Origin of the sequence: Streptomyces sp. NPDC005811 (assembly GCF_040630405.1) — a bacterium.
In the GTDB taxonomy this organism is placed as follows: domain Bacteria; phylum Actinomycetota; class Actinomycetes; order Streptomycetales; family Streptomycetaceae; genus Streptomyces.
In genome coordinates this window covers 62,154-83,808 of the sequence record NZ_JBEXXK010000048.1, presented here as the reverse complement: position 1 = coordinate 83,808, position 21,655 = coordinate 62,154, and the positions used below count along the sequence as shown (strand labels likewise).

The following is a 21,655-nucleotide window of genomic DNA, read 5'->3' as shown; positions in this document are numbered from 1 at the left end:
GTCTCAGCCGCTCACCGCGGCTCCGGCGGGCGCTGACGTGGCATGTTCGGCCGGGAGTTCGTCCCCGGGGGCATCGGAAACCGGCCCTGGGCCCCCGTGTCCTGCCGGCCCCCCGACACCACCGCCGACTGGATCCCCAGCGGCGCCGACCCGGTGCGGAACTCCACCATCCAGTCCGCGGTCTCCGCCCGCACCAGCTCCATCACGTCCTCGGAGAACCGCCGCAGCACCGCCAGACACCGCTCCGCGGCCTCGCTCGCCGTCCCCTCCGCCGGCCCCAGCACCTCCCGCACACTCTCGCTCGCCCAGTCGAACTGGAGCAGCTGGAGCCGCCGCTGCACCGCCTGCGCCGTCGCCACATCCCTTATCCACCCGGACGTCACCCCGAAGAACCGGTCCACCGCCACACAGGACACCGCCAGCAGCAGGGCCAGATAGCCCCACGGCGCCACCCCGCCGATCACCCCGGTGAGATCGAGCAGCGGCAGCCCCGCCCCGGCGACCGCCCCCGTCGCCGCCCCGCCGCGCAGCACCCGGGCCCCCCGCCGCTTCCACACCCGGTCCGTGAGGTACCAGGTCGTCGTCTGGAGCGCCCCCCGCTCCACCCACCGGTACAGCTCGTCCAGCCGCTCCGCCGGTTCGCCCCAGTCCCCGAGCGGAAACGCCCGCCCGGTCAGATCGCCCGGCCGCGGCCCGGCCGCACCCTCGCCCCACCCGTCCTGAGGCGGACCCTCGGGCTGCATCTCCGGCTGACCCACGGCACTCCCTTATGACTCAGTGACTCCGCGTAACGTCTGATGCTGATGTGCCGGACCCTTCCTACCTCCCAATGGGTGGCGAAGGGGAAGCTTTCGTCGCTTTTCCGCCCGGAAGTGGGCCTTGATCAGGTATAGGCCGCTGCGCAGACTCACTCGAAAGAGTGGCGGGGCGATGCGCTCATCGAGCACGTAGGCTCGTGCCAGACAGGAAAACGCAGACAGGAGCTGATCGTGATTCCCGGTGGTGGCCAGCCCAATATGCAGCAGCTGCTCCAGCAGGCCCAGAAGATGCAGCAGGACCTGGCACGCGCCCAGGAGGAGCTCGCGAACACCGAGGTCGACGGGCAGGCGGGCGGCGGTCTGGTGAGGGCGACGGTGACGGGCTCCGGCGAGCTGCGCGCGCTGCGGATCGACCCCAAGGCCGTGGACCCCGAGGACACCGAGACGCTCGCCGATCTGATCGTCGCGGCCGTGCAGGCGGCCAACCAGAACGCGCAGACGCTCCAGCAGCAGAAGCTCGGCCCGCTGGCCCAGGGCCTCGGCGGCGGCAGCGGCATTCCCGGCCTGCCTTTCTAAGACGGGCCCCGGCCAACTACCGTACGTACTGCAAGGAACCCAGGAAGGACGGCAGTCCGTTGTACGAAGGCGTGGTCCAGGACCTCATCGACGAGCTGGGGCGGCTGCCCGGCGTCGGTCCCAAGAGCGCGCAGCGGATCGCCTTCCACATCCTCCAGGCGGAACCGACGGACGTACGGCGTCTCGCGCAGGCCCTGATGGAGGTCAAGGCGAAGGTCCGCTTCTGCGCGACCTGCGGGAACGTGGCGCAGGAGGAGCTGTGCGGCATCTGCCGCGATCCTCGCCGCGATGTATCCGTCATCTGCGTCGTGGAGGAACCCAAGGACGTCGTGGCGATCGAGCGGACCCGTGAGTTCCGCGGCCGTTACCACGTCCTGGGCGGAGCGATCAGCCCGATCGAGGGCGTCGGCCCCGACGACCTGCGCATCAGGGAGCTGCTGGCCCGCCTGGCGGACGGCGCGGTCACGGAGCTGATCCTCGCGACCGACCCCAACCTGGAGGGCGAGGCGACGGCCACGTACCTCGCCCGCATGATCAAGCCCATGGGCCTGAAGGTCACCCGCCTGGCCAGCGGCCTCCCGGTGGGTGGCGACCTGGAATACGCGGACGAGGTCACCCTCGGCCGCGCCTTCGAGGGGAGACGACTCCTAGATGTCTGACGCCACGCTGCACGCGACCGACCAGAACCCGGACGACTTCGCGGTCCAGATCGCGGACCAGGTGGAGAGCTTCCTGGTGGCCGTCACGGAGGTGGCCAAGGGCGACGAGCCGGGCTCAGCCGTCCCCTTCCTCCTCCTGGAGGTCTCCCAGCTGCTCCTCGCGGGCGGCCGCCTCGGTGCCCACGAGGACATCCTCCCCGACGAGCGGTACGAGCCCGACACGGGCCCGGACGCGGACGTGGACGAACTCCGCGAGAACCTCGCCCGGCTGCTCGACCCGGTCGACGTGTACTCCGAGGTCTTCGACCCCTACGAGCCCCGTAAGGCGCCCGTCCCGGCCCGGATCTCCGACGACCTCGCCGATGTGATCACCGACCTGCGCCACGGCATGGCCCACTACCGGGCCGGCCGCACCACCGAGGCCCTGTGGTGGTGGCAGTTCTCCTACTTCTCCAACTGGGGCTCCACCGCCTCCGCCACCCTGCGCGCGCTGCACTCCGTCCTCGCCCACATCCGCCTGGACCAGCCCCTGGAGGAGCTGGACGGCCTGGACACCGACCAGGGGATGGGCGACGACACCCTGGAGTTCGAGGCGGGCAAGGTGATGGAGGTCGAGATCGGCGACCAGCTGGGTGTGAGCCGCCCGGCCGGCTGACGTTCCTTCGCGTGGGGCCGATCACAGCCCCCACAGCCCCTTCACCACCGCCGTCACCCCGCCCGCCAGCGCCAGGCCCAGGACCAGCAGGCGGGCCCGATGCTCCGGGAGGCGGCCCGCGAGGGCCCTGCCGAGCGCCGCGCCGGTCACCATCGCGACGCCCACCGACGCCCACTGGCCGCCGGTCAGCGACGGCAGGCCGTTCGCCGCTACCGAGAAGACGTTGACGAAGACGCCGTAGAACATGGCGTTCGGGACGAACTCCCGTACCGTCCAGCCCGCGTTGACCGCGTAGAGCGAGACCGGCGGTCCGCCGACGCCCGCCGCCGCGTTCATGAAGCCGCCCACCGCGCCCGCCGCGACCGCGCCCCGGGTGCCGCGCAGGCCGGGGACCCGGGCGCCGCGCAGGATCAGGAGCGTCGCGAGGGTCACCAGGGTGCCCATGACCAACAGCAGTGCGGGTTCCGGGAGTCGGCGGGTCAGCCAGGCGCCGGCCGGGACCGTGCAGGCCGCGGCCAGGCAGAGCGGGACCATCGCGGCGGGCCGGACCCGGCGCAGGCCCGCCACGAGGCCCGCCGCGCAGATCGCGCCCGCCGCGCAGTTCGCCAGGACGACCCCCTCGGCGGGGCCCAGCAGCAGGATCAGCGCGGGGACGGCCACCAGGGCGAAGCCCATGCCGGTCAGCCACTGCACGCACGAACCCAGCACGACGATCAAGGGCAGCAGCAAGGGCGACAGTAAGTCCATGGTGTACCTGACTACACCATCGGTTCGGGAGTGCGCTCCCTCCTTTGCGCAGGTCACAGACGGGATCGTTGGTTCTGCAAGCAGAAGTCACCGGTCACCGAATCCCCAAGGACTCCCGTCATGAAGTCGCTCCTCTCCTCCCGTCCCGTCCTGTGGTTCCTCTTCCTGTTCAACCTCGCCGTCGCCGCCGTCGCCCCCTTCGTGGTGGAGGGGTCGCAGGGGGTGCTGACCGCGGTGGGCATGGGCGTCGTGTCGCTCGGGGCCGGGGTCAGCCTGCTCCGAGGCCGACGGGCCGGCGCCTGAGAATTGGGTGCGCCCTGGACGTCCCCTGTACGACCGCTGCACGGGCCCTAACCGGCCGGACGCGAGTCTTGAGTCATCCCAACAGGCACCACCCGCACAGGAGTTGCGATGACCCGAAAGACCCGCATACGCGCCGCCCTCGTCACCGCCACCGCCCTCGTCACCGCCGCCACGGTGACGGTGGGAGTCAGTGCGGCCGGCTCCGAGAAGGCCCACAAGACCCACAAGCCGAGCAAGAAGCAGATCGCCGCCCTCTTCGACGGCTGGAACGCCGCGCTGCAGACCGGCGACCCGGAGAAGGTCGCGAACCGCTACGCCAAGGACGCGGTCCTGCTGCCCACCCTCTCCAACAAGGTCCGCACGGACCGCGCCGGCATCGTCGACTACATGGAGCACTTCCTCCAGAACAAGCCGGTCGGCAAGAAGATCGAGACGCACATCAACGTCCTCGACGGCAACTCCGCCCTCGACTCCGGTGTGTACGAGTTCACGCTCACCGACCCGGCCACCGGCAAGAAGCGTGCCGTGGAGGCCCGTTACACCTACGAGTACGAGAAGCGCGGCGGGAAGTGGCTCATCGTGAACCACCACTCCTCCGCGATGCCCGAGGGCTGAGCGGCCCCACCGGGGTTCATCCGGTCCTGGGTGCCGCCCGGAGCGTGATCCGCACGCACAGGCCCCCGCCCGGCGCGTCCGTCAGGGCCACCGTCCCGCCGTCGTCGGTCACCAGTTGTTTGACGACGGCGAGGCCGAGGCCGGAACCGGAGCGTCCGGTCAGGCCCTGACCGCGCCAGAAGCGGTCGAAGGCGCGTGACTTCTCCGCGTCCGACATACCCGGTCCGCCGTCCGCGACGGAGAGGACCACCTCCCGCGCCCCGGAGCCCGGCTCCAGCCGTACGGTGATCGTCCCGCCGTCCGGCGAGACCTCCAGCGCGTTCGAGAGCACGTTGTCCAGCACCTGGTCCAGATGACCGGGGCTGGCCAGCACAGACGGCCGGTCGTCGACACCACTCCCCCTGAGCGCGATGGTGACTCCGCGCTCGTCGGCGGCCGGTCTCCACACCGTCAGGCGTTCCGCCACGATGTCCGCGAGGGGCAGCGGCTCCGCGGCCGTGACCTTCGCCTCGGCCCGCGCCAGCACCAGCAGGCCGTTCACCAGCCGGCTCATCCGGACCACCTCGGCCGTCGCCTGCTCCACGTCCTCCCGTACGAACTCGTCGTCCACGCCGTCCGCGATGTTGTCCAGCGACAGCCGCAGGGCGGTGAGCGGGGTGCGGAGCTGGTGGGAGGCGTCCGCGACGAAGATGCGCTGCGAGGCGACCAGGGTGTCCAGGCGCTCGGCGCCCTGGTTCAGGGTGCGGGCGAGGGTCTGGGTCTCGGCGGGGCCCGTCACGGGGGAGCGCGCGGTGAGGTCGCCGTCGCTGAACTTGCTGGCCATGGAGTTGAGTTCGCGCAGCGGCGCGGTGATCCGGCGGGCGGCGTACGCGCCGATCGCGGCCGCCGCCGCCAGGACGAACACCGCGAGCCCGGCCCGGAAGCCCCAGATCGACCACAGGCGCCGGGTCATGTCCGAGGTCGAGTAGACGATCCGTACGGCCGCCGCTCCGTCGGCGGCGGGGACGGTCACCTTGAGCCGGCTGCCCCAGATGAAGTCGGAGCCCCAGTCGGTGGTCGGCTCGTCCTTCTCCATGGCCCGGGTCAGCGCCGCGTCCTCGGCGGGCCTCGGCAGGTCGGGGGCGCACTCGCCGGTGGGGGTGACCTGGACATGGCCGGGGGTCTCCTTGCGGTAGGCCTTGGCCACCTCGGCCAGGGCCTCGCAGGAGATGCTGTCGCCGGCTCCGAGCAGCAGGGCCATGGTGGCGGCCTCGCGCTGGACCGACAGCTCGGTGTCGTCCCGCAACTGCTTGGTGAGGGTGAAGGCGACCGGCACCGTGAACAGCAGGATGGCGACCGCGACGAGCAGGATGTAGCTGCGGATGAGCTGGCGGTTCACTTCGTGAGCTCCAGCCGGAAGCCGACCCCGCGCACCGCCTCGATGGTGACGACCCCCGCGAGCTTGCGCCGCAGGGCCGCCACATGCACGTCGAGCGTCTTGGTCGGGCCGAACCAGTTCGCGTCCCAGACCGCTTCCATGATCTGCTCCCGGGACATCAGCGCGCCCGGCTCCTCGGTGAGGAACGCCAGCAGGTCGTACTCCTTGGGCGCGAGGGCGACCTCCGCGCCGTCCACGTGCACCCGGGCCGCCTTGCGGTCGATCGTCAGCCGTGCGCCGTACCGGTCGGGGCCGCTCTCGGCGGCCGTACGGGGCTGCGCGCGCCGCATCACGGCCCGTATCCGGGCGATGACCTCCCGGACCCCGAAGGGCTTGGAGACGTAGTCGTCCGCGCCCAGCTCCAGGCCGACCACCCGGTCCGTCTCGTCGCTGCGCGCGCTGATCACGATGATCGGCACGTTCCCGCGCTCGCGCAGCGCCTTGCAGACGTCGAGGCCGTCGGTGTCGGGCAGCCCCAGGTCCAGCAGGACGACGTCGTAGGGGTCGCGGTGGGCCAGGGCGGCGGCGCCCGTGGTGACCCAGTCGACCTCGAAGCCGTAGCGCCTCAGTCCGCGCCGCAGCGACTCGGCGACCGGCTCGTCGTCTTCCACCAGGAGTACGTGCACAGCCGCACGATAGTGCGAAAGAACTGCTTGAAACTTAATTCACAGCTATCACTTCCGTTTCAGTGGGAAGGGAAGTCTGCGAACGGGCGCCCGGGACGTCGCGATCACATCTCACGATGCGGTACTCGGGGGGTGGATTTCGGGCGCTCGTTAGACTGAGCCGACCGCAGTACAAGGGCGTATGTGCGGAAAGAAGACAAACTGAGCGAGGAGCGCACGTGGGCCTTGTCGTGCAGAAGTACGGAGGCTCCTCCGTAGCCGATGCCGAAGGCATCAAGCGCGTCGCCAAGCGGATCGTGGAAGCGAAGAAGAACGGCCACCAGGTGGTCGTCGTCGTTTCCGCGATGGGCGACACGACGGACGAGCTGATCGATCTCGCCGAGCAGGTGTCACCGATGCCTGCCGGGCGTGAGTTCGACATGCTGCTGACCGCCGGAGAGCGGATCTCCATGGCCCTGCTGGCGATGGCGATCAAAAACCTGGGCCACGAGGCCCAGAGCTTCACCGGCAGCCAGGCAGGCGTCATCACCGACTCGGTCCACAACAAAGCCCGGATCATCGATGTCACGCCGGGCCGTATCCGGGAGTCCCTCGACAAGGGCAACATCGCCATCGTCGCCGGGTTCCAGGGTGTCAGCCAGGACAAGAAGGACATCACGACCCTGGGCCGCGGTGGCTCCGACACGACCGCCGTCGCCCTCGCCGCCGCGCTCGACGCCGAGGTCTGCGAGATCTACACCGACGTCGACGGGGTGTTCACCGCCGACCCGCGGGTGGTGAAGAAGGCCCGGAAGATCGACTGGATCGCCTTCGAGGACATGCTGGAGCTCGCGGCCTCCGGCTCCAAGGTGCTGCTCCACCGCTGTGTGGAGTACGCCCGCCGTTACAACATCCCGATCCATGTGCGGTCCAGCTTCAGCGGACTTCAGGGCACCTGGGTCAGCAGTGAGCCGATTGGGGACCGCAAGGTGGAGCAGGCCATCATCTCCGGTGTCGCGCACGACACCTCCGAGGCCAAGATCACGGTCGTCGGTGTGCCGGACAAGCCGGGCGAGGCCGCCGCGATCTTCCGGACGATCTCGAACGCCGAGATCAACATCGACATGATCGTGCAGAACGTGTCCGCCGCCTCCACCGGGCTGACCGACATCTCCTTCACGCTCCCCAAGGCGGAGGGCCGCAAGGCCATCGACGCGCTGGAGCGGAACAAGGAGGGCATCGGCTTCGACTCGCTGCGCTACGACGACCAGATCGGCAAGATCTCGCTGGTCGGCGCGGGGATGAAGACCAACCCCGGGGTCACCGCGGACTTCTTCACCGCCCTGTCCGACGCGGGGGTGAACATCGAGCTCATCTCGACCTCCGAGATCCGGATCTCGGTCGTCACCCGCGCCGACGACGTCAACGAGGCCGTGCGCGCCGTGCACTCCGCCTTCGGCCTGGACTCCGACAGCGACGAGGCCGTCGTCTACGGAGGCACCGGGCGCTGATGCCCCCCACCAGCCGGCCGACGCTCGCGGTCGTGGGGGCGACCGGAGCCGTCGGCACCGTCATGCTCCAGATCCTGTCCCAGCGGGCGGACATCTGGGGCGAGATCCGTCTCGTCGCCTCACCGCGCTCGGCCGGCCGCAAGCTGGCCGTGCGCGGCGAGGAGGTCGAGGTCACGGCCCTGTCGGAGGAGGCCTTCGACGGGGTCGACCTCGCCCTGTTCGACGTCCCGGACGAGATCGCCGCTCAGTGGGCGCCGATCGCCGCCGCCAAGGGCGTGGTCGTCGTGGACAACTCCGGCGCCTTCCGGATGGACCCGGACGTGCCCCTGGTCGTCCCGGAGGTCAATCCGCACGCCGTGCACATCCGGCCGCGCGGGATCGTCGCCAACCCCAACTGCACCACCCTGTCGATGATCGTCGCCCTGGGCGCGCTGCACGCCGCGTACGGGCTGCGCGAGCTGGTGGTCTCCTCGTACCAGGCGGTCAGCGGGGCCGGCCGGGCCGGGGTGGAGACGCTCCGGCAGCAGATCGCGCTGGTCGCCGGGACCGAGCTGGGGACCTGCCCCGGTGACGTGCGGCGGGCCGTCGGCGAGAACACCGGGCCGTTCCCGGAGCCGGTCGCGCTGAACGTCGTACCGTGGGCCGGGACGCCCCGTGAGGACGGCTGGTCCTCGGAGGAGATGAAGGTGCGGGACGAGTCCCGCAAGATCCTCGGACTGCCGAAGCTGCCGGTGGCCGTGACCTGTGTCCGGGTGCCGGTCGTCACCACGCACTCCCTCACCGTGCACGCCCGCTTCCAGGACACGGTCACCGTGGACGGCGCCCGCGAGATCATCGCCACCGCGCCCGGGGTCGTCCTGTTCGACAACCCGGAGGCGGGGGAGTTCCCCACGCCCGCCGACGTCGTCGGCACCGACCCGACCTGGGTGGGCCGGGTCCGCCGGGCCCTGGACGACCCGACCGCCCTGGAACTGTTCGTCTGCGGGGACAATCTGCGCAAAGGCGCCGCCCTGAACGCCGCGCAGATCGCCGAGCTGGTGGCGGCCGAGCGCAACTGACCCGCCGGTCAGGAACGGTCCGCCAAAAGCCCCTGGCCAGGGGCATGGCAAAGTGTGAGCCGGTCGATGGTTCAAGTACTTGTCTCGGACAGCGTTGTCGTCTGAAGATTGCCGAAGACTTCCTCCCCGTTCTGTGCAACCGCGCGCAGGGCGGGGAGCGTCTTTGCGGTCCCGGCGTGGGGACGCCGTGATCCGGGCGTGGGGACGCCCGTTCATATGGGATACAAGGGAAGAGCGGGACACATGAGACGGGTAGGCGTGGCCTCGTCCGACGGAAAAGTGACGCCCGGCACGTACAACCTCCACAGGGGGACGTGTGTCCAACTGGCGTGGCAGAGGTACTCGAACTTCCCAGGACGCGCGCTGTCCTCCGGCCCCGGGTCGCCGGGGCGCCCGGCGGCATGCCGGTGATCGCGCCCATGCCCGCAGCGCGGCCCACCCGCATCCCCAGCCAGCGTGACGGCGCCGAGCAGCCCGCCGCCGAGAACGCCGTGGCCGCCGGTACCACCGTCGACCACCTCACCGAGACCTACCGGGCCCACTACCGCTCGCTGCTCGGACTCGCCGCCCTCCTGCTCGACGACACCGCCTCCTGCGAGGACGTCGTCCAGGAGGCCTTCATCCGGGTCCACTCCGCGCGCAAACGGGTCCGCGACCCGGAGAAGACCCTCGCCTATCTCCGCCAGACCGTCGTCAACCTCTCCCGCTCCGCCCTGCGCCGCCGCATCCTCGGACTGAAACTGCTGTCCAAGCCGATGCCGGACATGGCCAGCGCGGAGGAGGGCGCCTACGACCAGCTGGAGCGCGACTCCCTCATCAAGGCCATGAAGGGCCTCCAGCGCCGCCAGCGCGAGGTCCTCGTGCTGCGCTACTTCGCCGACATGACCGAGGCCCAGGTCGCCGAGACCCTCGGCATCTCCCTCGGCTCGGTCAAGGCGTACGGCTCCCGCGGCATAGCCGCCCTGCGCATCGCGATGGAGGCGGCGGCGTGAACGACGAGCCCGAGGGCCGCGACGCGCACGAGCGCCACGAGCCGTACGCATGGCACGAGCCGATGCGGCCGGAGACCGACGATCCGAAGCACTCGCACGCTGGGAACGAAACCGTGAACCACCACCTCGACGACCAGGGCCAGGGCGGGCTCGACTCGGACGAGCTGGCACTGCGCCGGATGCTGCACCAGGCGGTCCGGGAGATGGAACCGCGCGACGGCAGCCTGGACCATCTGCGCCGGGCCGTCCCCGCCCGCCGTGCCCGCAAGCGGCAGGCCGCCGTCGGCATGGCCGCCGCCGCGCTCTTCGTCTGCACCGCCGTCCCCGCCGTGCTGCACGTCTCCGCCGCGGGCGGTTCCGACGCCAACCCGGCCATCGCCGGGCAGGCCTCCCAGGCCCAGGGCGGCACCAGCCAGGGCAAGGAGCCCGACGGGACCACCGGCGGCAAGGTCGGCGACTCCGCCGGCAAGACCGGCGAGCAGGGCAAGAGCGGCAGCACCGACTCCGGTGAGACCAAGGGCGCGGGCAGCACCGGCGCCTCCAGCGGCAGCGAGGCCTCCACCTCCACCGCCCAGGCCGCCCCCGCCTGCACCGCCTCCCAGCTCGGCTCCACCTCCGCGAACGTCGCGGGCGCCGACTCCGCCGGGATCGTCTACGGCACCTTCCGCGTCGCCAACGTCTCCGGTACGGCCTGTACCGTCGCCGGCGCCGTCACCCTCGGCACGGCCGCCCAGGGCGCCGCCGACCCCACGAAGATCACCGTGGTGCAGCACGCCTCCGGCGACGCGGCGGCCGGCCTGCCCGACCCCTCCCTCTACGTCACCCAGTACGCCCTCGCGCCGGGGTCCGCCTACGAGGTGAAGTTCGCCTGGCAGCCGACCGAGACCTGTCCCACCACGGGCGGCACCGGCGGCAGCACCGGAGGCGAGTCCTCGCCCTCCCCGACGCCGACCGAGCAGTCCGGTACCACCGGGGACACCTCCGCGGGCACCACCACCCAGCTGCTCACCGAGGACGGCACCGCCGACGGCAGTGTGGTCGTGACCTACACCGCGGACGACGGGACCACGACGGTCTCGGCGACCGTGCCGAACGCCTGCGCGGGCACGGTCTACCGGACGGGCGTGCTGGCGCCCTCCTGAGCGGAGGCCCGAGCGCCGGAGGGCGCGGTCTCCTCGGGAGCGATCCCGAGGGCCGCGTCCCGCGCGAACTCCACCTCGCGGCGCAGCAGCCGGAACCACATGAACACCACGAACCCGGCGAAGACGAACCACTCGCCGGTGTAGCCCAGGTTCTGGAACGCCTTCAGGTCGAGGCCGGTGTTCGCGGTCGCGCTCACCGGCACCGCCTTCATGCCGCCGTCGGCGGTGTCGAGGGTGACCCAGGCGTCGTAGACGTCGTACGGCACGAGGTTGACCAGCGACGCGGCGCTGATCGCGGAGGTCTGCCCGGACGGCAGGCCGCCCCGGGCGCTCACGCCGTTGTCGCCGGGCTGCTCGGAGGCCTGGAGGGAGCCGGTCACGGTGACCTCGCCGGAGGGCGGTGCGGGGGCCTTCGCGGCGTCCGCCGTGCCGGGCAGCCAGCCGCGGACGACGGGCAGGGCCTCGCCGCCGTCGGTGCGCAGCAGGGTCAGCACGTAGTAGCCGTTCTTCCCGTCCAGCTCCCGGCCGGGGACCAGCAGCTGCTTGCCGTACCGGCCGGTGGCGGTGACCTGTTTGCCGACGGTCGCCTTGTCCACGGGCAGCAGCTCGGCGAGCGGCCGGGCCGCCTCCTCGCGGTCGGTCTCGGCCCGCGCCTTCGCCGTCCGGTGGTCGTCGACCCGCGCCTCGAACCGGCTCAGCTGCCAGGACCCCATGAACACACAGAAGGGGATGGCCAGCAGCACGAAGACGTTGATCCCCCACCAGCGGGGCGTCAGCAGAAACCGGTACACGCCACCACCGTACGTGGCACGGCCCCGGCGCCCGGGCGCGGGGTGGGCACCCCGCTCCCGCCGGTCGTTGCAGTCACCACCGACACTCGCCTGACCTGCGCGGATGTAAAGGTTATCCACAGGCCGGGCTCCGCGGCGGTCGTTTGTCACCGAGGGCGGGCAGTATGGGTCCATGACTGAGAGCTACGGGTCCGCCGCGCCGGGGCGGTACGAGGAGATGCCGGACTGGGAGAAGCGCTTCCGGGCGCCCAGGGTGTCATTGCCGGACTGGGCGGAGGACACGCCTGACCGTTCCCTGTTCGTCTCCAATGCGACGGGTACGTATGAGCTGTACGCCTGGGACCGGGCCACCGGCGAGCAGCGGCAGGTGACGAAACGGGCGAACGGCACGACGGACGGCGTGCTCTCCCCGGACGGCGCGTGGATCTGGTGGTTCGACGACAAGGACGGCGACGAGTTCGGCGTCTGGCGCCGGCAGCCCTTCGAGGGCGGCGAGGACGAGCTGGCCACGCCGGGCCTCGACCCCTCGTACCCGGCGGGCCTCGCGCTCGGCCGCGACGGGCGGACGGCGGTGGTGGGCCGTTCGACCGACGAGGAGGGCACGACGATCCATGTGGCGCGGGTCGGCGAGGCGCCCTTCGAGCTGTACCGGCACCGCGAGTCGGCGGGCGTCGGCGACCTCTCCCACGACGGCACACTGATCGCGATCGAGCACACCGAGCACGGCGACGCGATGCACTCCGCGCTGCGGGTGCTGCGCCCGGACGGCACGAAGGTCGCCGAGCTGGACGACACCGACGGCGGCACGGAGGAGCTGGGCCTGGAGGTCCTGGGCTTCGCCCCGGTGGACGGCGACACCCGGCTGCTGATCGGGCACCAGCGGCGCGGCCGCTGGGAGCCGCTGGTCTGGGACGTGGCCACGGGCGAGGAGACCGACCTGGCGCTGGACCTGCCGGGCGACGTCAGCGCCGAGTGGTACCCGGACGGCTCCGGGCTGCTCGTCGCGCACAGCTTCGAGGCGCGCAGCGAGCTGTTCCGGTACGACCTCGCGGGCGGCTCCCTGGAGCGGGTGCCGACCCCGCGCGGCACGGTCTCCGGGGCGACGGCCCGGCCGGACGGCAGCGTGGAGTATCTGTGGTCCTCGGCCGCCGAGCCGCCGGTGGTCCGCTCGACGACCGGGCAGGTCGTCCTGGACCCGCCCGGGATGAAGTCCCCGGGTTCGGTCGCCGTGGAGGACGTGTGGGTGGAGGGCCCCGGCGGCCGGATCCACGCGCTGGTCCAGAAGCCGGCCGGCGCGACCGGACCGCTGCCGACCGTGTTCGACATCCACGGCGGTCCGACCTGGCACGACAGCGACGCGTTCGCGGCGGCCCCGGCGGCCTGGGTGGACCACGGGTACGCGGTGATCCGCGTCAACTACCGCGGCTCGACGGGATACGGGCGGGCCTGGACGGACGCCCTGAAGGTCCGGGTCGGCCTGATCGAGCTGGAGGACATCGAGGCGGTACGGCAGTGGGCGGTGGGCTCGGGACTCGCCGACCCCGCCCGGCTGATCCTCACCGGCGGCTCCTGGGGCGGCTACCTCACCCTGCTCGGCCTCGGCACCCAGCCGCAGGCGTGGGCCGTCGGCATCGCGGCGGTGCCGGTCGCGGACTACGTCACGGCGTACCACGACGAGATGGAGGCGCTGAAGGCGATGGACCGCACGCTGCTCGGGGGCACCCCCGAGGAGGTGCCGGACCGCTTCGAGGCGTCCTCGCCCCTGACGTACGTCGACGACGTCAAGGCACCGGTGTACATCTCGGCGGGCGTCAACGACCCGCGCTGCCCGATCCGCCAGATCGACAACTACGTGAAGCGACTGGAGGCCCGGGGGGCCGTGCACGAGGTGTACCGCTATGACGCCGGGCACGGGTCACTGGTCGTGGACGAGCGGATCAAGCAGGTGCGGCTGGAACTGGAGTTCGCGGAGAGGCACGTGAAGTAAGGGTGCGTCGCCGGGGGCGGGCGCGTGGGGGCTGGTCGCGCGGTTCCCCACGCCCCTTCGGGCAGGTCGCCTACCGCTCTGTCGTCCGGCGCCGCCTCCCCAGCAGCTCCGCCAGCCCTCGCCGGGTCGCCGCCAGGACCACACGGTCCTCGTTCCGCAGGACATAGGTGTCGGGCAGGTCCCAGACCAGCCCGTCGCCGCCCTCGCCCGTGTCCAGTGCCAGGACCCGCCACAGCCCGGGCCGGAAGGCCTCCCCGACCGTCCGGCCCGACAACTGCGCGCACTCGCCGACCCGCAGCGCCGCGAACAGCAGCACCCGGCGCTCCACGGGGATCGCCCCCAGGATCTGGCGCCCCATCATCGCCCCGGCGAACGACGGCGCCGACAGGTGCGACACGCTCCGGCTCCGGGTCAGCGCCTGGGGGTGCGCGGCCCGCAGGGTGCGGTACACGGCGGTCGCGAAGTCGTCGTCGTACAGCCGCAGCACCACCCGCAGATCGGGCCGCAGCGTGCGGGCGTACAGCGCGGCCTCCAGGTTCGTCGTGTCGGAGCTGGTCACCGAGAGCAGCGCGTGCGCCCGGTGGATCTTGGCCGCCTCCAGCACCCCCTCCTGGGTGACGTCCCCCAGCACCACCGGCACCCGCAGCCGCCGCGCCACCGCGAGCCCGCGCGCCTCGGGACCCGCCTCCACGCACACCACGGGGATGTTCAGCTCCCGCAGCCGCACCAGCACCCGGGTGCCGATCTTCCCCAGCCCGAGCAGCACGACATGGCCGCCCATCCCGCGCGGCGGCCGCCGCAGCGACCCTGCGCCCCGGAACGTCCCGAGCGCCTCCAGCACCGCCGCCAGCAGCACCGGCAGCAGCAGCAACCCCATCAGCCCGGAGAGCAGTTGCAGCACCTGACGGGCCGTACTCGCCCCGATCGCCGGGTCGTTGATCGCGAACAGGTCCAGCAGGGTCAGATACAGCGCGCCCAGCGGATGGATCCCGGTCACCACCCACAACGCCACCGCCAGCGCGAACACACACCCCACGAGGCCGGCCAGCGACAGCCGCAGCCGCCGGGAGAAGAGGATGCCGATGGGGACCATCGCCCCGAGACCACGGCTCGTCTGGGGGGCGGGGCGGGTCGCGTACGTCACCTGCTCCAGCTCCACCGATCCGCGCCGCCCGGCCGCCTCCCGCACGGCCCGCGCGTCCGGCAGCAGCAGCGGCCCCTGCTCCCCGCTGCTCTCCGAACCGTCCGCGAAGGCGGGGTCGGCGGCGTTCGCGGACAGCAGCGCGAGGGTGGGGCGCCCGCTCGCGGGCTCATCCGGGGCGCGTTCGACGGCGCGCAGCAGCAGCCGGTCCGTCTGGACGACCTTGGTGGTGCCGGCGACGGCGGACGCGGCCAGCGCGGGCGCGGCGGTGTCGGCGTCGGACAGCACGGTGGTCGAGGCGTCGCTCCCGGCCGCCGGACCGCCACCGCCGGCCAACGCGGCGGCCTGGTCGAGGAGTTCCTCGATGTGCAGGCCCAGCCGGCGGTTGTACAGGCGCAGGACGAGCCGCAGATGGGGGTGGAGACGGCGGGCGGTGAGGGCCGCGCGGATGTTGGTCTCGTCGTCCTCGTACACGAGGGCCAGCGCGGCGGCCCGTTCCACGCCCGCCTCGGCGAGCACCGCCTCGGTGGGTTCGACGGCCTCCAGCGTCCGCTGTCCGTCGCCGGGTTCACCGGTGGCGGGGGTCGTGCCGTTGCCCGCGGCCCGGCTGACCGCCGCGCTCACCACCCGGTCGAGCAGCGCCGCGGACACCGCGCGGGCCCGCCCGACCACCGGCGGCCGCACCGAGCGTTCGGCGGGCGGTACGACGAGCGTGACCTGCTCCTCGTAGACCCCCCGCAGTTCGGCGGCGAGCCGGTGCGCGAGCCCGTCGTCGCCGCACACCACCATGTGCGCGCCGGTGTCACCCGTCGCCCTGCCCTGATTCGGAACGCTCCCCACGAGGGAGAAGACTGCCTCACCGGGACGGGAGGTTCCACGGGACGGGGCCCCGCTGTGAACACCGGGTCGCCCGCCGCCGTAGAAAAGGGGAGGGAATGCGGGAAACAGGGATCAGCCAGAACAGCACGGAACGCGGAGGTGCCAGACCTGTGGCCATCACCAAGGCGGCCCCGGAGGAGAAGGCGGCCCCGGCCGAGGAGCCCCGGCGGCTGACCTCCCCCCTCGCGCTGACCCTGCTCCTGCTCCTGCTGGTGCTGCTCCAGAGCCCGATCCGGCGGGCCCTGTCCGCGCCCGTGATGCAGAGCTGGACGACGGTGTTCGTGGCGGTCGTGATCCAGGCCCTGCCGTTCCTGGTGCTCGGCGTGCTGCTGTCGGCGGCGATCGCGGTGTACGTCCCGCCGTCGTTCTTCGCCCGGGCGCTGCCCTCCCGTCCCGCGCTGGCCGTCCCGGTCGCGGGGTTGGCGGGGGCGGTCCTGCCGGGCTGCGAGTGCGCGTCGGTGCCGGTCGCGGGGGCGCTGGTCCGCCGGGGCGTGACCCCGGCCGCAGCCCTCGCCTTCCTCCTCTCCGCCCCGGCCATCAACCCGATCGTGCTGACCGCGACGGCCGTGGCCTTCCCCCGCAACCCCGAGATGGTGCTGGCCCGTTTCGCCGCGAGCCTGCTCGTGGCGTGTGCGATGGGCTGGCTGTGGCAGCGGGTGGGCCGCACGGACTGGATGCGGCCCCCGGCGCACGCGCATCACGAGGGGCAGACCAAGGGCGCGGCGTTCTGGGACTCGGTGCGGCACGACGTGATGCACGCGGGCGGCTTCCTGGTGGTGGGCGCGATGGCGGCGGCCACGCTGAAGGCGGTCGCGCCGGAGAGCTGGCTGCGGACGGCGGCCGGCAACCCGGTCGTCGCGGTCCTGGCGCTCGCGCTGCTCGCGGTGATCCTGTCCATCTGCTCGGAGGCGGACGCCTTCGTGGCCGCGTCCCTCACCCAGTTCTCCCTGACGGCCCGGCTCGCGTTCCTGGTGGTCGGCCCGATGATCGACCTCAAGCTGTTCGCGATGCAGGCGGGCACCTTCGGCCGGACCTTCGCGCTGCGCTTCGCCCCCATGACCTTCGTCCTGGCCATCGCCTCGGCCGTACTGACAGGAGCGGTCCTGCTGTGAACCGACAGTCCCAGGCCGCCGTCCTGTTCCTCCTCGGCGCGGCCCTCCTGCACGCCGGCACCACCGACCTCTACCTCCGCTACGTCAAGGCCGGTCTGCAACCGCTGCTGCTGGCCTCCGGCGCGGTCCTGATCGTCGCGGCGCTGGCGACGGCCTGGTACGAGTGGCGCGGAGGGAGGCCGGAGCAGGAGGAGCACGACGGGCACGACGCGCACCCCGAACCCCGTATCTCCTGGCTCCTCGTCCTCCCCCTCCTCGCCCTGATCCTGGTCGCCCCGCCGGCCCTGGGCTCCTACAGCGCGACCCGTACCGGCACGGCCCTCCAGGAGCCCCTCGCCTACCCGGCCCTCCCGGCCACCGACCCGCTGCCCCTCGGTCTCGTCGACTACGCGGGGCGCGCGGTGTACGACCACGGCCGCACCCTGGAGGGCCGCACCGTCCGGCTCACCGGCTTCATCGCCCTCGACCACGACGGCACCCCCTACCTGGTCCGTATGGCCCTCAACTGCTGCGCCGCGGACGCCCAGCCCGTCAAGGTCGCCCTGACCGGCGCGATCCCCCCGGTCCTCCAGCCCGACACCTGGCTCACCGTCACCGGCACCTACACCCCCCGCCGGACCCACGACCCCGTCAACGACGGCCCCATCCCCTACCTGAACATCACCAAGGCCACCCCGACACCGGAACCGCGGGACCCCTACGACGAGTCGTACAACAACTGACGGACCGCCTCACGAGCCGCCCATCAGGGCCATCACCGCGGTGACGACCGGGGTGCCCACCGTGCCGAGGACCGCGGCGATTCCGGCGATGCGCTCCAGGATCCGGCGCAGGCCCTCGCCGGACGGGTGGGTGCCGATCTCCCGGACGGCCGCGTCGACCTCCGCGCGCCGGCCCGCGTCCAGGTGGTGGCGCAGGGCCTGGAGTTCGGTGAGGAGGGTGTCGAGGGCGGCCGCGTGGGCGTCCGGGCCGGCGGCGGTGTACTTGCCGCCGGTCACGATGTCGCCCGAGCCGCTGTGGACGACCTTGCCGAGGTTGCCGGAGCCGTACTGCCGGATCTGGTCGCCGCTCATCGCGACCCCACGATGTTCCCGGAACCGCTGTGCTGGTTCTTGCCGACGTTGTTGTCGCCGTACTGGTTGATGATGTCGCCGTGCACGGCGTGCTGCACGTTGTAGGTGATCTGCGCGATGTCCGGGTGGCCGATCGCCTTGGTGATCTCGCCGACCAGGTAGGTGATCTCGTTGCGGTCCGTGGACCACACGGCGTCGCGCTGGGTGCCGGAGGTGTTGAGGACGAGGCCGTACAGGGTCGGCTTGTTGAGGAGTTTGACGAGCTGCCAGACCAGGAGGCCCTGCACGGCGAGCCAGACGATCAGGCCGTAGGCGCCCGCGCCGGCCCCGATGACCGAGCCGAAGAAGAGGCAGACGAGGGAGCGCTGGATGAACCGTTTCCAGGCCGCGCGCCGGTCGACCTCCAGGACCCGTTGGCCGACATGGGAGATGTTGCGCAGGGGGTAGGCCTCTCCCTCCACCCACAGCACACCTTCGTTGACCCGTACTTGCACCACAGCCGGCCTCCTCTGTTCGGTGATGGCGGCGACTGGATGGACAGTAGGGGCGGGCGCAACCGGCCTACGGCATTTGCCAGTTATTCACTCAAACTGATTCATTCGGGCATCTCGGGGGACGCCGATGACCGAGTTGGCCGACTCGGCGGTCTCAGGAGGCCGAGGGGCTCGCGCCGTACGGTGACTCCTCGATCTTGCCGCCGAGTTCGCCGCGCAGCTTCTCCATCTCCGTGCGGGGATCGGCCGAGAGCACCCAGCGGTTGCCGACGAGATAGACCCCGCCGTAGATCATCGCCGTGTCGAGCCAGCCGCGCTGGCCCTCGGTCGTGTCGAAGGTCAGCAGCACGAACTGGGCGTCCGCCGACTTGCACACGCCCTGCCGGAAGTCGAGCGTCTTGCCCGCCTCCTGGGGAGCCGTCGTGCAGCCGACGGCCTTGCCCAGCGCCTCCAGGGTCATGGGGCGGGCGGTCGGTGCCGCGCTCTTCGTGGCTGCCGTGCGCTCCTCGCCCCCGTCCCCCGAGCCGCCGCCGCACCCGGCGAGCAGCGCCGCCGCGGTGAGTGCGGCCACCGGGACACCGAGGGGACGACGGACGTGACGGTGCATCGGGACTCCGTACGCGACTGGGGGATCGGATCGGTCCCTCAGGAGTACGAACACCGGTCTTCGGCCGTTCAGTTACGCCCCGCTGCTGACCTCCGCCGTTGACCTCCGCTATTGACCTCCGATCGTCTGAGTGCACTAAAGTGCTAGCCAACTAGATGAATGGACTAAGTGGACGGAGGAACCGAATGATCGAGTTCCACCTCGACGGCCAGTCCGGTCTCTCGCCCTACCAGCAGCTCGTCCAGCAGGTGCGGCACGCCCTGCGGCTGGGCCTGCTGAAGGAGGGGGACCGGCTGCCGACCGTCAAGGAAGTGGCCCGGCAGACGGCGGTGAACCCCAACACCGTGCTGAAGGCGTACCGGGAGCTGGAGCACGAGGGGCTGGTGGCCGCCCGGCCGGGCGTGGGCACGTTCGTGACCCGCACCCTGGCCGGCGCCTCGCTCGCCGCGCACGGCCCGCTCCGCCAGGAACTGAGCCGCTGGCTGACCAAGGCCCGCCTGGCCGGACTCGACGAGGAGTCCATCGAGGCCCTGTTCCTGAGCACGTTCCGCAACGCCGCGGGGGAGGACGTCGCATGAGTGCACGCGTGAGCGCCGGATCCGTCTTACGGGCCCAGGGGCTGGGCCGCAGATACCGCCGCCGCTGGGCGCTGCGCGACTGCGACCTGGACGTGCCCGCCGGCCGTGTCGTCGGACTGGTCGGCCCCAACGGGGCGGGCAAGTCCACCCTGCTCCATCTGGCCACCGGCATGCTGGCGCCCACCGAGGGCACGGTCGAGGTGTGCGGCGGCCGGCCCGCCGGGAGCCCCGCGCAGCTCGCCAAGGTCGGCTTCGTCGCCCAGGACACCCCGGTGTACGCGGGCCTGACCGTCGCCGACCATCTGCGGCTCGGCGCCCGGCTCAACCCCGGCTGGGACGACGGGCTGGCCCGGCAGCGCGTACGGCGCCTCGGCCTCGACCCCGGGCAGAAGGCCGGCCGGCTCTCCGGCGGCCAGCGCGCCCAGCTCGCGCTCACCCTGGGCATCGCCAAGCGGCCCGAACTCCTCGTCCTCGACGAACCGGTGGCCTCCCTCGATCCGCTGGCGCGGCGGGAGTTCATGCAGGACCTGATGGAGGCGGTCGCCGACCAGGGGATGAGCGTCCTGCTCTCCTCGCACCTGGTGTCGGACGTGGAGCGCTGCTGCGACCACGTCATCGTCCTGGTCGACTCCCGGGTGCGGGTCGCCGGTGACCTCGACGAACTGCTCGCCGGTCACCGCCGGCTCACCGGCCCGCGCCGCGAACCGGACACCCTCCCGTCGGACGTCCAGGTCATCACGGCCAGCCACACCGAACGCCAGACCACCCTCGTGGTCCGCACCGACGGCCCGCTCCACGATCCCGGCTGGACGGCCGCCCCGCTCGGCCTGGAGGACATCGTCCTCGCCCACATGGCCCGGCCCGCCGAACGGGTCCGGGACACCCGCCCCGCCCTGGAGGTGCTGCGATGACCTGGCTGACCTGGCGTCAACTGAGAGCGCAGGCCACGGTCTGGGGCGGCTGTCTCGCCGTGCTCGCCGCCGTCCTCGCGGTCACCGGACCCCGGCTGGCGGGTCTCGGGGACCCGGCGGGCCTCGTCGCGCGGACCTCGGCCACCGAGCAGGCGCTGTACTACGGCGGACTGGTGCTCGTCCTCGTCCTGCCCGCCCTGGTCGGCATGTTCTGGGGCGCCCCGCTGATCGCCCGCGAACTGGAGACCGGCACCCACCGCCTGGTCTGGAACCAGTCCGTCAGCCGCACCCGCTGGCTGCTCACCCGGCTCTCCCTCACCGCGCTGGCCGCCATGACCGTCGCCGGCCTCGGCTCGCTCGCGGTGAGCTGGTGGTCCGGGCCGATCGACGGGGCCGCGGCGACCGGCGGCAGCGAGGGCGTCGAGACCTTCCTCCCCCGGCTCCACCCGCTCGTCTTCGCCGCCCGCGGGATCGTCCCGGTCGGCGGCGCCGCCTTCGCGTTCGTCCTCGGCGCGACCCTCGGCGTGGTGTTCCGCCGCACCCTGCCGGCCATGGCGGCCACCCTCGGGCTGTACGTCGGCGTCCAGCTCGCCGTGCCCTTCTGGATCCGCCCGCACCTGGCCCCCGCCGAGCGGGCGACCGTGCAGATCGACGCGGAGATCCACGCCCTGACGCTCGGCGACGACGGTCTGAGCCTCGCCCTGGACCGGCCGGGCGCGTGGATCACCGGCCAGGAGACCGTGGACGCGGCCGGGCACCCGGTGACCGCCCTGCCCTCGTCCGTCACCTCGTGCCGCCCGCCGAGTCCCCCGGAGGAGTGCCTCGGCGCGCTGACCGACCTGCACTACCGGCAGCGCATCACGTACCAGCCCGCCGGCCACTTCTGGCGCCTCCAGTGGGCCGAGACCGGGCTCTACTGCGCCCTGGCCCTGGCACTGGCCGGGCTGTGCGTCTGGTGGGTGCGGCGCAGGCCGAGTTGAGCCCGTGTGCCGGGACGCTACGTCCCGGTTACGTCTCCCTCAAACCCTGGTGTCCGTGCGGTGA

General features: G+C 72.1%; 24 protein-coding genes. 15 read left to right on the top strand and 9 right to left on the bottom strand.

Annotated elements, in window-relative coordinates:
• Window positions 1–11: 11 nt before the first annotated feature.
• Window positions 12–758, bottom strand: a complete 747-nt coding sequence (locus tag ABZ490_RS38840) for an SLATT domain-containing protein (RefSeq protein ID WP_359001578.1) — start codon at window positions 756–758, stop codon at window positions 12–14.
• Between the two features lie 231 nt (window positions 759–989).
• Here ABZ490_RS38840 and ABZ490_RS38835 point away from each other — a divergent pair, with 231 nt between their 5' ends.
• From ABZ490_RS38835 to ABZ490_RS38825, 3 genes are read left to right on the top strand one after another with little or no spacing between them, the layout of a single operon-like run.
• Window positions 990–1,334: a YbaB/EbfC family nucleoid-associated protein gene (locus ABZ490_RS38835; protein WP_359001575.1), complete on the top strand. Its 345-nt coding sequence runs from the start codon at window positions 990–992 to the stop codon at window positions 1,332–1,334.
• A 59-nt stretch (window positions 1,335–1,393) separates the two neighbouring features.
• A complete protein-coding gene (recR, locus tag ABZ490_RS38830) occupies window positions 1,394–1,993 on the top strand; it encodes a recombination mediator RecR (protein WP_359001572.1) in 600 nt (199 codons plus the stop codon).
• Window positions 1,986–2,648 (top strand): DUF5063 domain-containing protein, encoded by a 663-nt coding sequence (locus tag ABZ490_RS38825; protein WP_359001569.1) that lies wholly within the window; start codon window positions 1,986–1,988, stop codon window positions 2,646–2,648. The genes recR and ABZ490_RS38825 overlap by 8 nt, the downstream gene beginning before the upstream one ends.
• Before the next feature lie 21 nt (window positions 2,649–2,669).
• On the opposite strand, the gene ABZ490_RS38820 is transcribed toward ABZ490_RS38825, so the two are convergent.
• Complete coding sequence (locus ABZ490_RS38820; RefSeq protein WP_359001566.1) at window positions 2,670–3,395, bottom strand: sulfite exporter TauE/SafE family protein; 726 nt, start codon at window positions 3,393–3,395, stop codon at window positions 2,670–2,672.
• 120 nt (window positions 3,396–3,515) lie between these two features.
• Here ABZ490_RS38820 and ABZ490_RS38815 point away from each other — a divergent pair, with 120 nt between their 5' ends.
• Together ABZ490_RS38815 and ABZ490_RS38810 are read left to right on the top strand one after the other, a co-directional pair.
• Window positions 3,516–3,698 (top strand): hypothetical protein, encoded by a 183-nt coding sequence (locus tag ABZ490_RS38815; protein WP_359001563.1) that lies wholly within the window; start codon window positions 3,516–3,518, stop codon window positions 3,696–3,698.
• 108 nt (window positions 3,699–3,806) lie between these two features.
• Window positions 3,807–4,313 (top strand): SgcJ/EcaC family oxidoreductase, encoded by a 507-nt coding sequence (locus tag ABZ490_RS38810; RefSeq protein WP_359001560.1) that lies wholly within the window; start codon window positions 3,807–3,809, stop codon window positions 4,311–4,313.
• 16 nt (window positions 4,314–4,329) lie between these two features.
• On the opposite strand, the gene ABZ490_RS38805 is transcribed toward ABZ490_RS38810, so the two are convergent.
• Window positions 4,330–5,691 (bottom strand): HAMP domain-containing sensor histidine kinase, encoded by a 1,362-nt coding sequence (locus ABZ490_RS38805; protein WP_359001557.1) that lies wholly within the window; start codon window positions 5,689–5,691, stop codon window positions 4,330–4,332.
• Window positions 5,688–6,356: a response regulator transcription factor gene (locus ABZ490_RS38800; RefSeq protein WP_359001554.1), complete on the bottom strand. Its 669-nt coding sequence runs from the start codon at window positions 6,354–6,356 to the stop codon at window positions 5,688–5,690. Before ABZ490_RS38800 ends, ABZ490_RS38805 begins: the two co-directional genes overlap by 4 nt.
• A gap of 218 nt (window positions 6,357–6,574) precedes the next feature.
• On the opposite strand from ABZ490_RS38800, the gene ABZ490_RS38795 reads away from it, so the two are divergent.
• From ABZ490_RS38795 to ABZ490_RS38780, 4 genes are all read left to right on the top strand, one after another.
• Window positions 6,575–7,846: an aspartate kinase gene (locus ABZ490_RS38795; RefSeq protein WP_359001550.1), complete on the top strand. Its 1,272-nt coding sequence runs from the start codon at window positions 6,575–6,577 to the stop codon at window positions 7,844–7,846.
• On the top strand, window positions 7,846–8,904 hold the full coding sequence (locus ABZ490_RS38790) for an aspartate-semialdehyde dehydrogenase (RefSeq protein WP_359001547.1): 1,059 nt from the start codon (window positions 7,846–7,848) through the stop codon (window positions 8,902–8,904). Before ABZ490_RS38795 ends, ABZ490_RS38790 begins: the two co-directional genes overlap by 1 nt.
• A gap of 401 nt (window positions 8,905–9,305) precedes the next feature.
• Entirely contained in the window at window positions 9,306–9,896 is a 591-nt protein-coding gene (locus ABZ490_RS38785; protein WP_359001626.1) for a SigE family RNA polymerase sigma factor, read from the top strand.
• Window positions 9,893–11,038 (top strand): hypothetical protein, encoded by a 1,146-nt coding sequence (locus ABZ490_RS38780; protein WP_359001544.1) that lies wholly within the window; start codon window positions 9,893–9,895, stop codon window positions 11,036–11,038. Before ABZ490_RS38785 ends, ABZ490_RS38780 begins: the two co-directional genes overlap by 4 nt.
• On the opposite strand, the gene ABZ490_RS38775 is transcribed toward ABZ490_RS38780, so the two are convergent.
• A complete protein-coding gene (locus ABZ490_RS38775) occupies window positions 11,008–11,829 on the bottom strand; it encodes an SURF1 family protein (RefSeq protein WP_359001541.1) in 822 nt (273 codons plus the stop codon). The two genes, ABZ490_RS38780 and ABZ490_RS38775, sit on opposite strands and share 31 nt — an antisense overlap.
• 172 nt (window positions 11,830–12,001) lie before the next feature.
• Between ABZ490_RS38775 and ABZ490_RS38770 the strand changes: the two genes are divergently transcribed.
• A complete protein-coding gene (locus ABZ490_RS38770; protein WP_359001536.1) occupies window positions 12,002–13,816 on the top strand; it encodes a prolyl oligopeptidase family serine peptidase in 1,815 nt (604 codons plus the stop codon).
• A 70-nt stretch (window positions 13,817–13,886) separates the two neighbouring features.
• On the opposite strand, the gene ABZ490_RS38765 is transcribed toward ABZ490_RS38770, so the two are convergent.
• The gene (locus tag ABZ490_RS38765) at window positions 13,887–15,746 is read right to left on the bottom strand and encodes an NAD-binding protein (RefSeq protein WP_359001623.1); all 1,860 of its coding nucleotides are present in this window, start codon (window positions 15,744–15,746) and stop codon (window positions 13,887–13,889) included.
• 200 nt (window positions 15,747–15,946) lie between these two features.
• Here ABZ490_RS38765 and ABZ490_RS38760 point away from each other — a divergent pair, with 200 nt between their 5' ends.
• Window positions 15,947–16,948: a permease gene (locus tag ABZ490_RS38760; RefSeq protein WP_359001533.1), complete on the top strand. Its 1,002-nt coding sequence runs from the start codon at window positions 15,947–15,949 to the stop codon at window positions 16,946–16,948.
• Window positions 16,945–17,670 carry a TIGR03943 family protein gene (locus ABZ490_RS38755; RefSeq protein ID WP_359001530.1) on the top strand — a complete coding sequence of 242 codons (726 nt, stop codon included), beginning with the start codon at window positions 16,945–16,947 and terminating at the stop codon, window positions 17,668–17,670. The genes ABZ490_RS38760 and ABZ490_RS38755 overlap by 4 nt, the downstream gene beginning before the upstream one ends.
• Window positions 17,671–17,679: 9 nt before the next feature.
• Here ABZ490_RS38755 and ABZ490_RS38750 read toward each other — a convergent pair whose 3' ends face one another.
• The 3 genes from ABZ490_RS38750 to ABZ490_RS38740 all read right to left on the bottom strand — a co-directional run bounded on the left by ABZ490_RS38750 (window position 17,680) and on the right by ABZ490_RS38740 (window position 19,122).
• Window positions 17,680–18,021, bottom strand: a complete 342-nt coding sequence (locus ABZ490_RS38750) for a hypothetical protein (RefSeq protein ID WP_359001527.1) — start codon at window positions 18,019–18,021, stop codon at window positions 17,680–17,682.
• Window positions 18,018–18,518 (bottom strand): DUF6232 family protein, encoded by a 501-nt coding sequence (locus tag ABZ490_RS38745; RefSeq protein WP_359001524.1) that lies wholly within the window; start codon window positions 18,516–18,518, stop codon window positions 18,018–18,020. The genes ABZ490_RS38750 and ABZ490_RS38745 overlap by 4 nt, the downstream gene beginning before the upstream one ends.
• Before the next feature lie 151 nt (window positions 18,519–18,669).
• Window positions 18,670–19,122, bottom strand: a complete 453-nt coding sequence (locus ABZ490_RS38740) for a hypothetical protein (RefSeq protein ID WP_359001521.1) — start codon at window positions 19,120–19,122, stop codon at window positions 18,670–18,672.
• Window positions 19,123–19,307: 185 nt separating this feature from the next.
• Between ABZ490_RS38740 and ABZ490_RS38735 the strand changes: the two genes are divergently transcribed.
• The 3 genes from ABZ490_RS38735 to ABZ490_RS38725 are packed head-to-tail and all read left to right on the top strand — an operon-like array spanning window position 19,308 to window position 21,591.
• Window positions 19,308–19,700 carry a GntR family transcriptional regulator gene (locus ABZ490_RS38735; RefSeq protein ID WP_359001518.1) on the top strand — a complete coding sequence of 131 codons (393 nt, stop codon included), beginning with the start codon at window positions 19,308–19,310 and terminating at the stop codon, window positions 19,698–19,700.
• The gene (locus tag ABZ490_RS38730) at window positions 19,697–20,611 is read left to right on the top strand and encodes an ABC transporter ATP-binding protein (RefSeq protein ID WP_359001513.1); all 915 of its coding nucleotides are present in this window, start codon (window positions 19,697–19,699) and stop codon (window positions 20,609–20,611) included. The genes ABZ490_RS38735 and ABZ490_RS38730 overlap by 4 nt, the downstream gene beginning before the upstream one ends.
• Window positions 20,608–21,591, top strand: a complete 984-nt coding sequence (locus tag ABZ490_RS38725) for a transporter (RefSeq protein WP_359001510.1) — start codon at window positions 20,608–20,610, stop codon at window positions 21,589–21,591. Before ABZ490_RS38730 ends, ABZ490_RS38725 begins: the two co-directional genes overlap by 4 nt.
• Window positions 21,592–21,655 lie beyond the last annotated feature (64 nt).

Coding starts and splice junctions, on each gene's coding strand:
- ABZ490_RS38790 (WP_359001547.1), top strand. CDS start 7,846: ATGCCCCCCACCAGCCGGCCGACGCTCGCGGTCGTGGGGGCGACCGGA.
- ABZ490_RS38730 (WP_359001513.1), top strand. CDS start 19,697: ATGAGTGCACGCGTGAGCGCCGGATCCGTCTTACGGGCCCAGGGGCTG.
- ABZ490_RS38765 (WP_359001623.1), bottom strand. CDS start 15,746: ATGGTGGTGTGCGGCGACGACGGGCTCGCGCACCGGCTCGCCGCCGAA.
- ABZ490_RS38810 (WP_359001560.1), top strand. CDS start 3,807: ATGACCCGAAAGACCCGCATACGCGCCGCCCTCGTCACCGCCACCGCC.
- ABZ490_RS38815 (WP_359001563.1), top strand. CDS start 3,516: ATGAAGTCGCTCCTCTCCTCCCGTCCCGTCCTGTGGTTCCTCTTCCTG.
- ABZ490_RS38735 (WP_359001518.1), top strand. CDS start 19,308: ATGATCGAGTTCCACCTCGACGGCCAGTCCGGTCTCTCGCCCTACCAG.
- ABZ490_RS38825 (WP_359001569.1), top strand. CDS start 1,986: ATGTCTGACGCCACGCTGCACGCGACCGACCAGAACCCGGACGACTTC.
- ABZ490_RS38820 (WP_359001566.1), bottom strand. CDS start 3,395: ATGGACTTACTGTCGCCCTTGCTGCTGCCCTTGATCGTCGTGCTGGGT.
- ABZ490_RS38740 (WP_359001521.1), bottom strand. CDS start 19,122: ATGCACCGTCACGTCCGTCGTCCCCTCGGTGTCCCGGTGGCCGCACTC.
- ABZ490_RS38785 (WP_359001626.1), top strand. CDS start 9,306: ATGCCGGTGATCGCGCCCATGCCCGCAGCGCGGCCCACCCGCATCCCC.
- ABZ490_RS38770 (WP_359001536.1), top strand. CDS start 12,002: ATGACTGAGAGCTACGGGTCCGCCGCGCCGGGGCGGTACGAGGAGATG.
- ABZ490_RS38750 (WP_359001527.1), bottom strand. CDS start 18,021: ATGAGCGGCGACCAGATCCGGCAGTACGGCTCCGGCAACCTCGGCAAG.
- ABZ490_RS38725 (WP_359001510.1), top strand. CDS start 20,608: ATGACCTGGCTGACCTGGCGTCAACTGAGAGCGCAGGCCACGGTCTGG.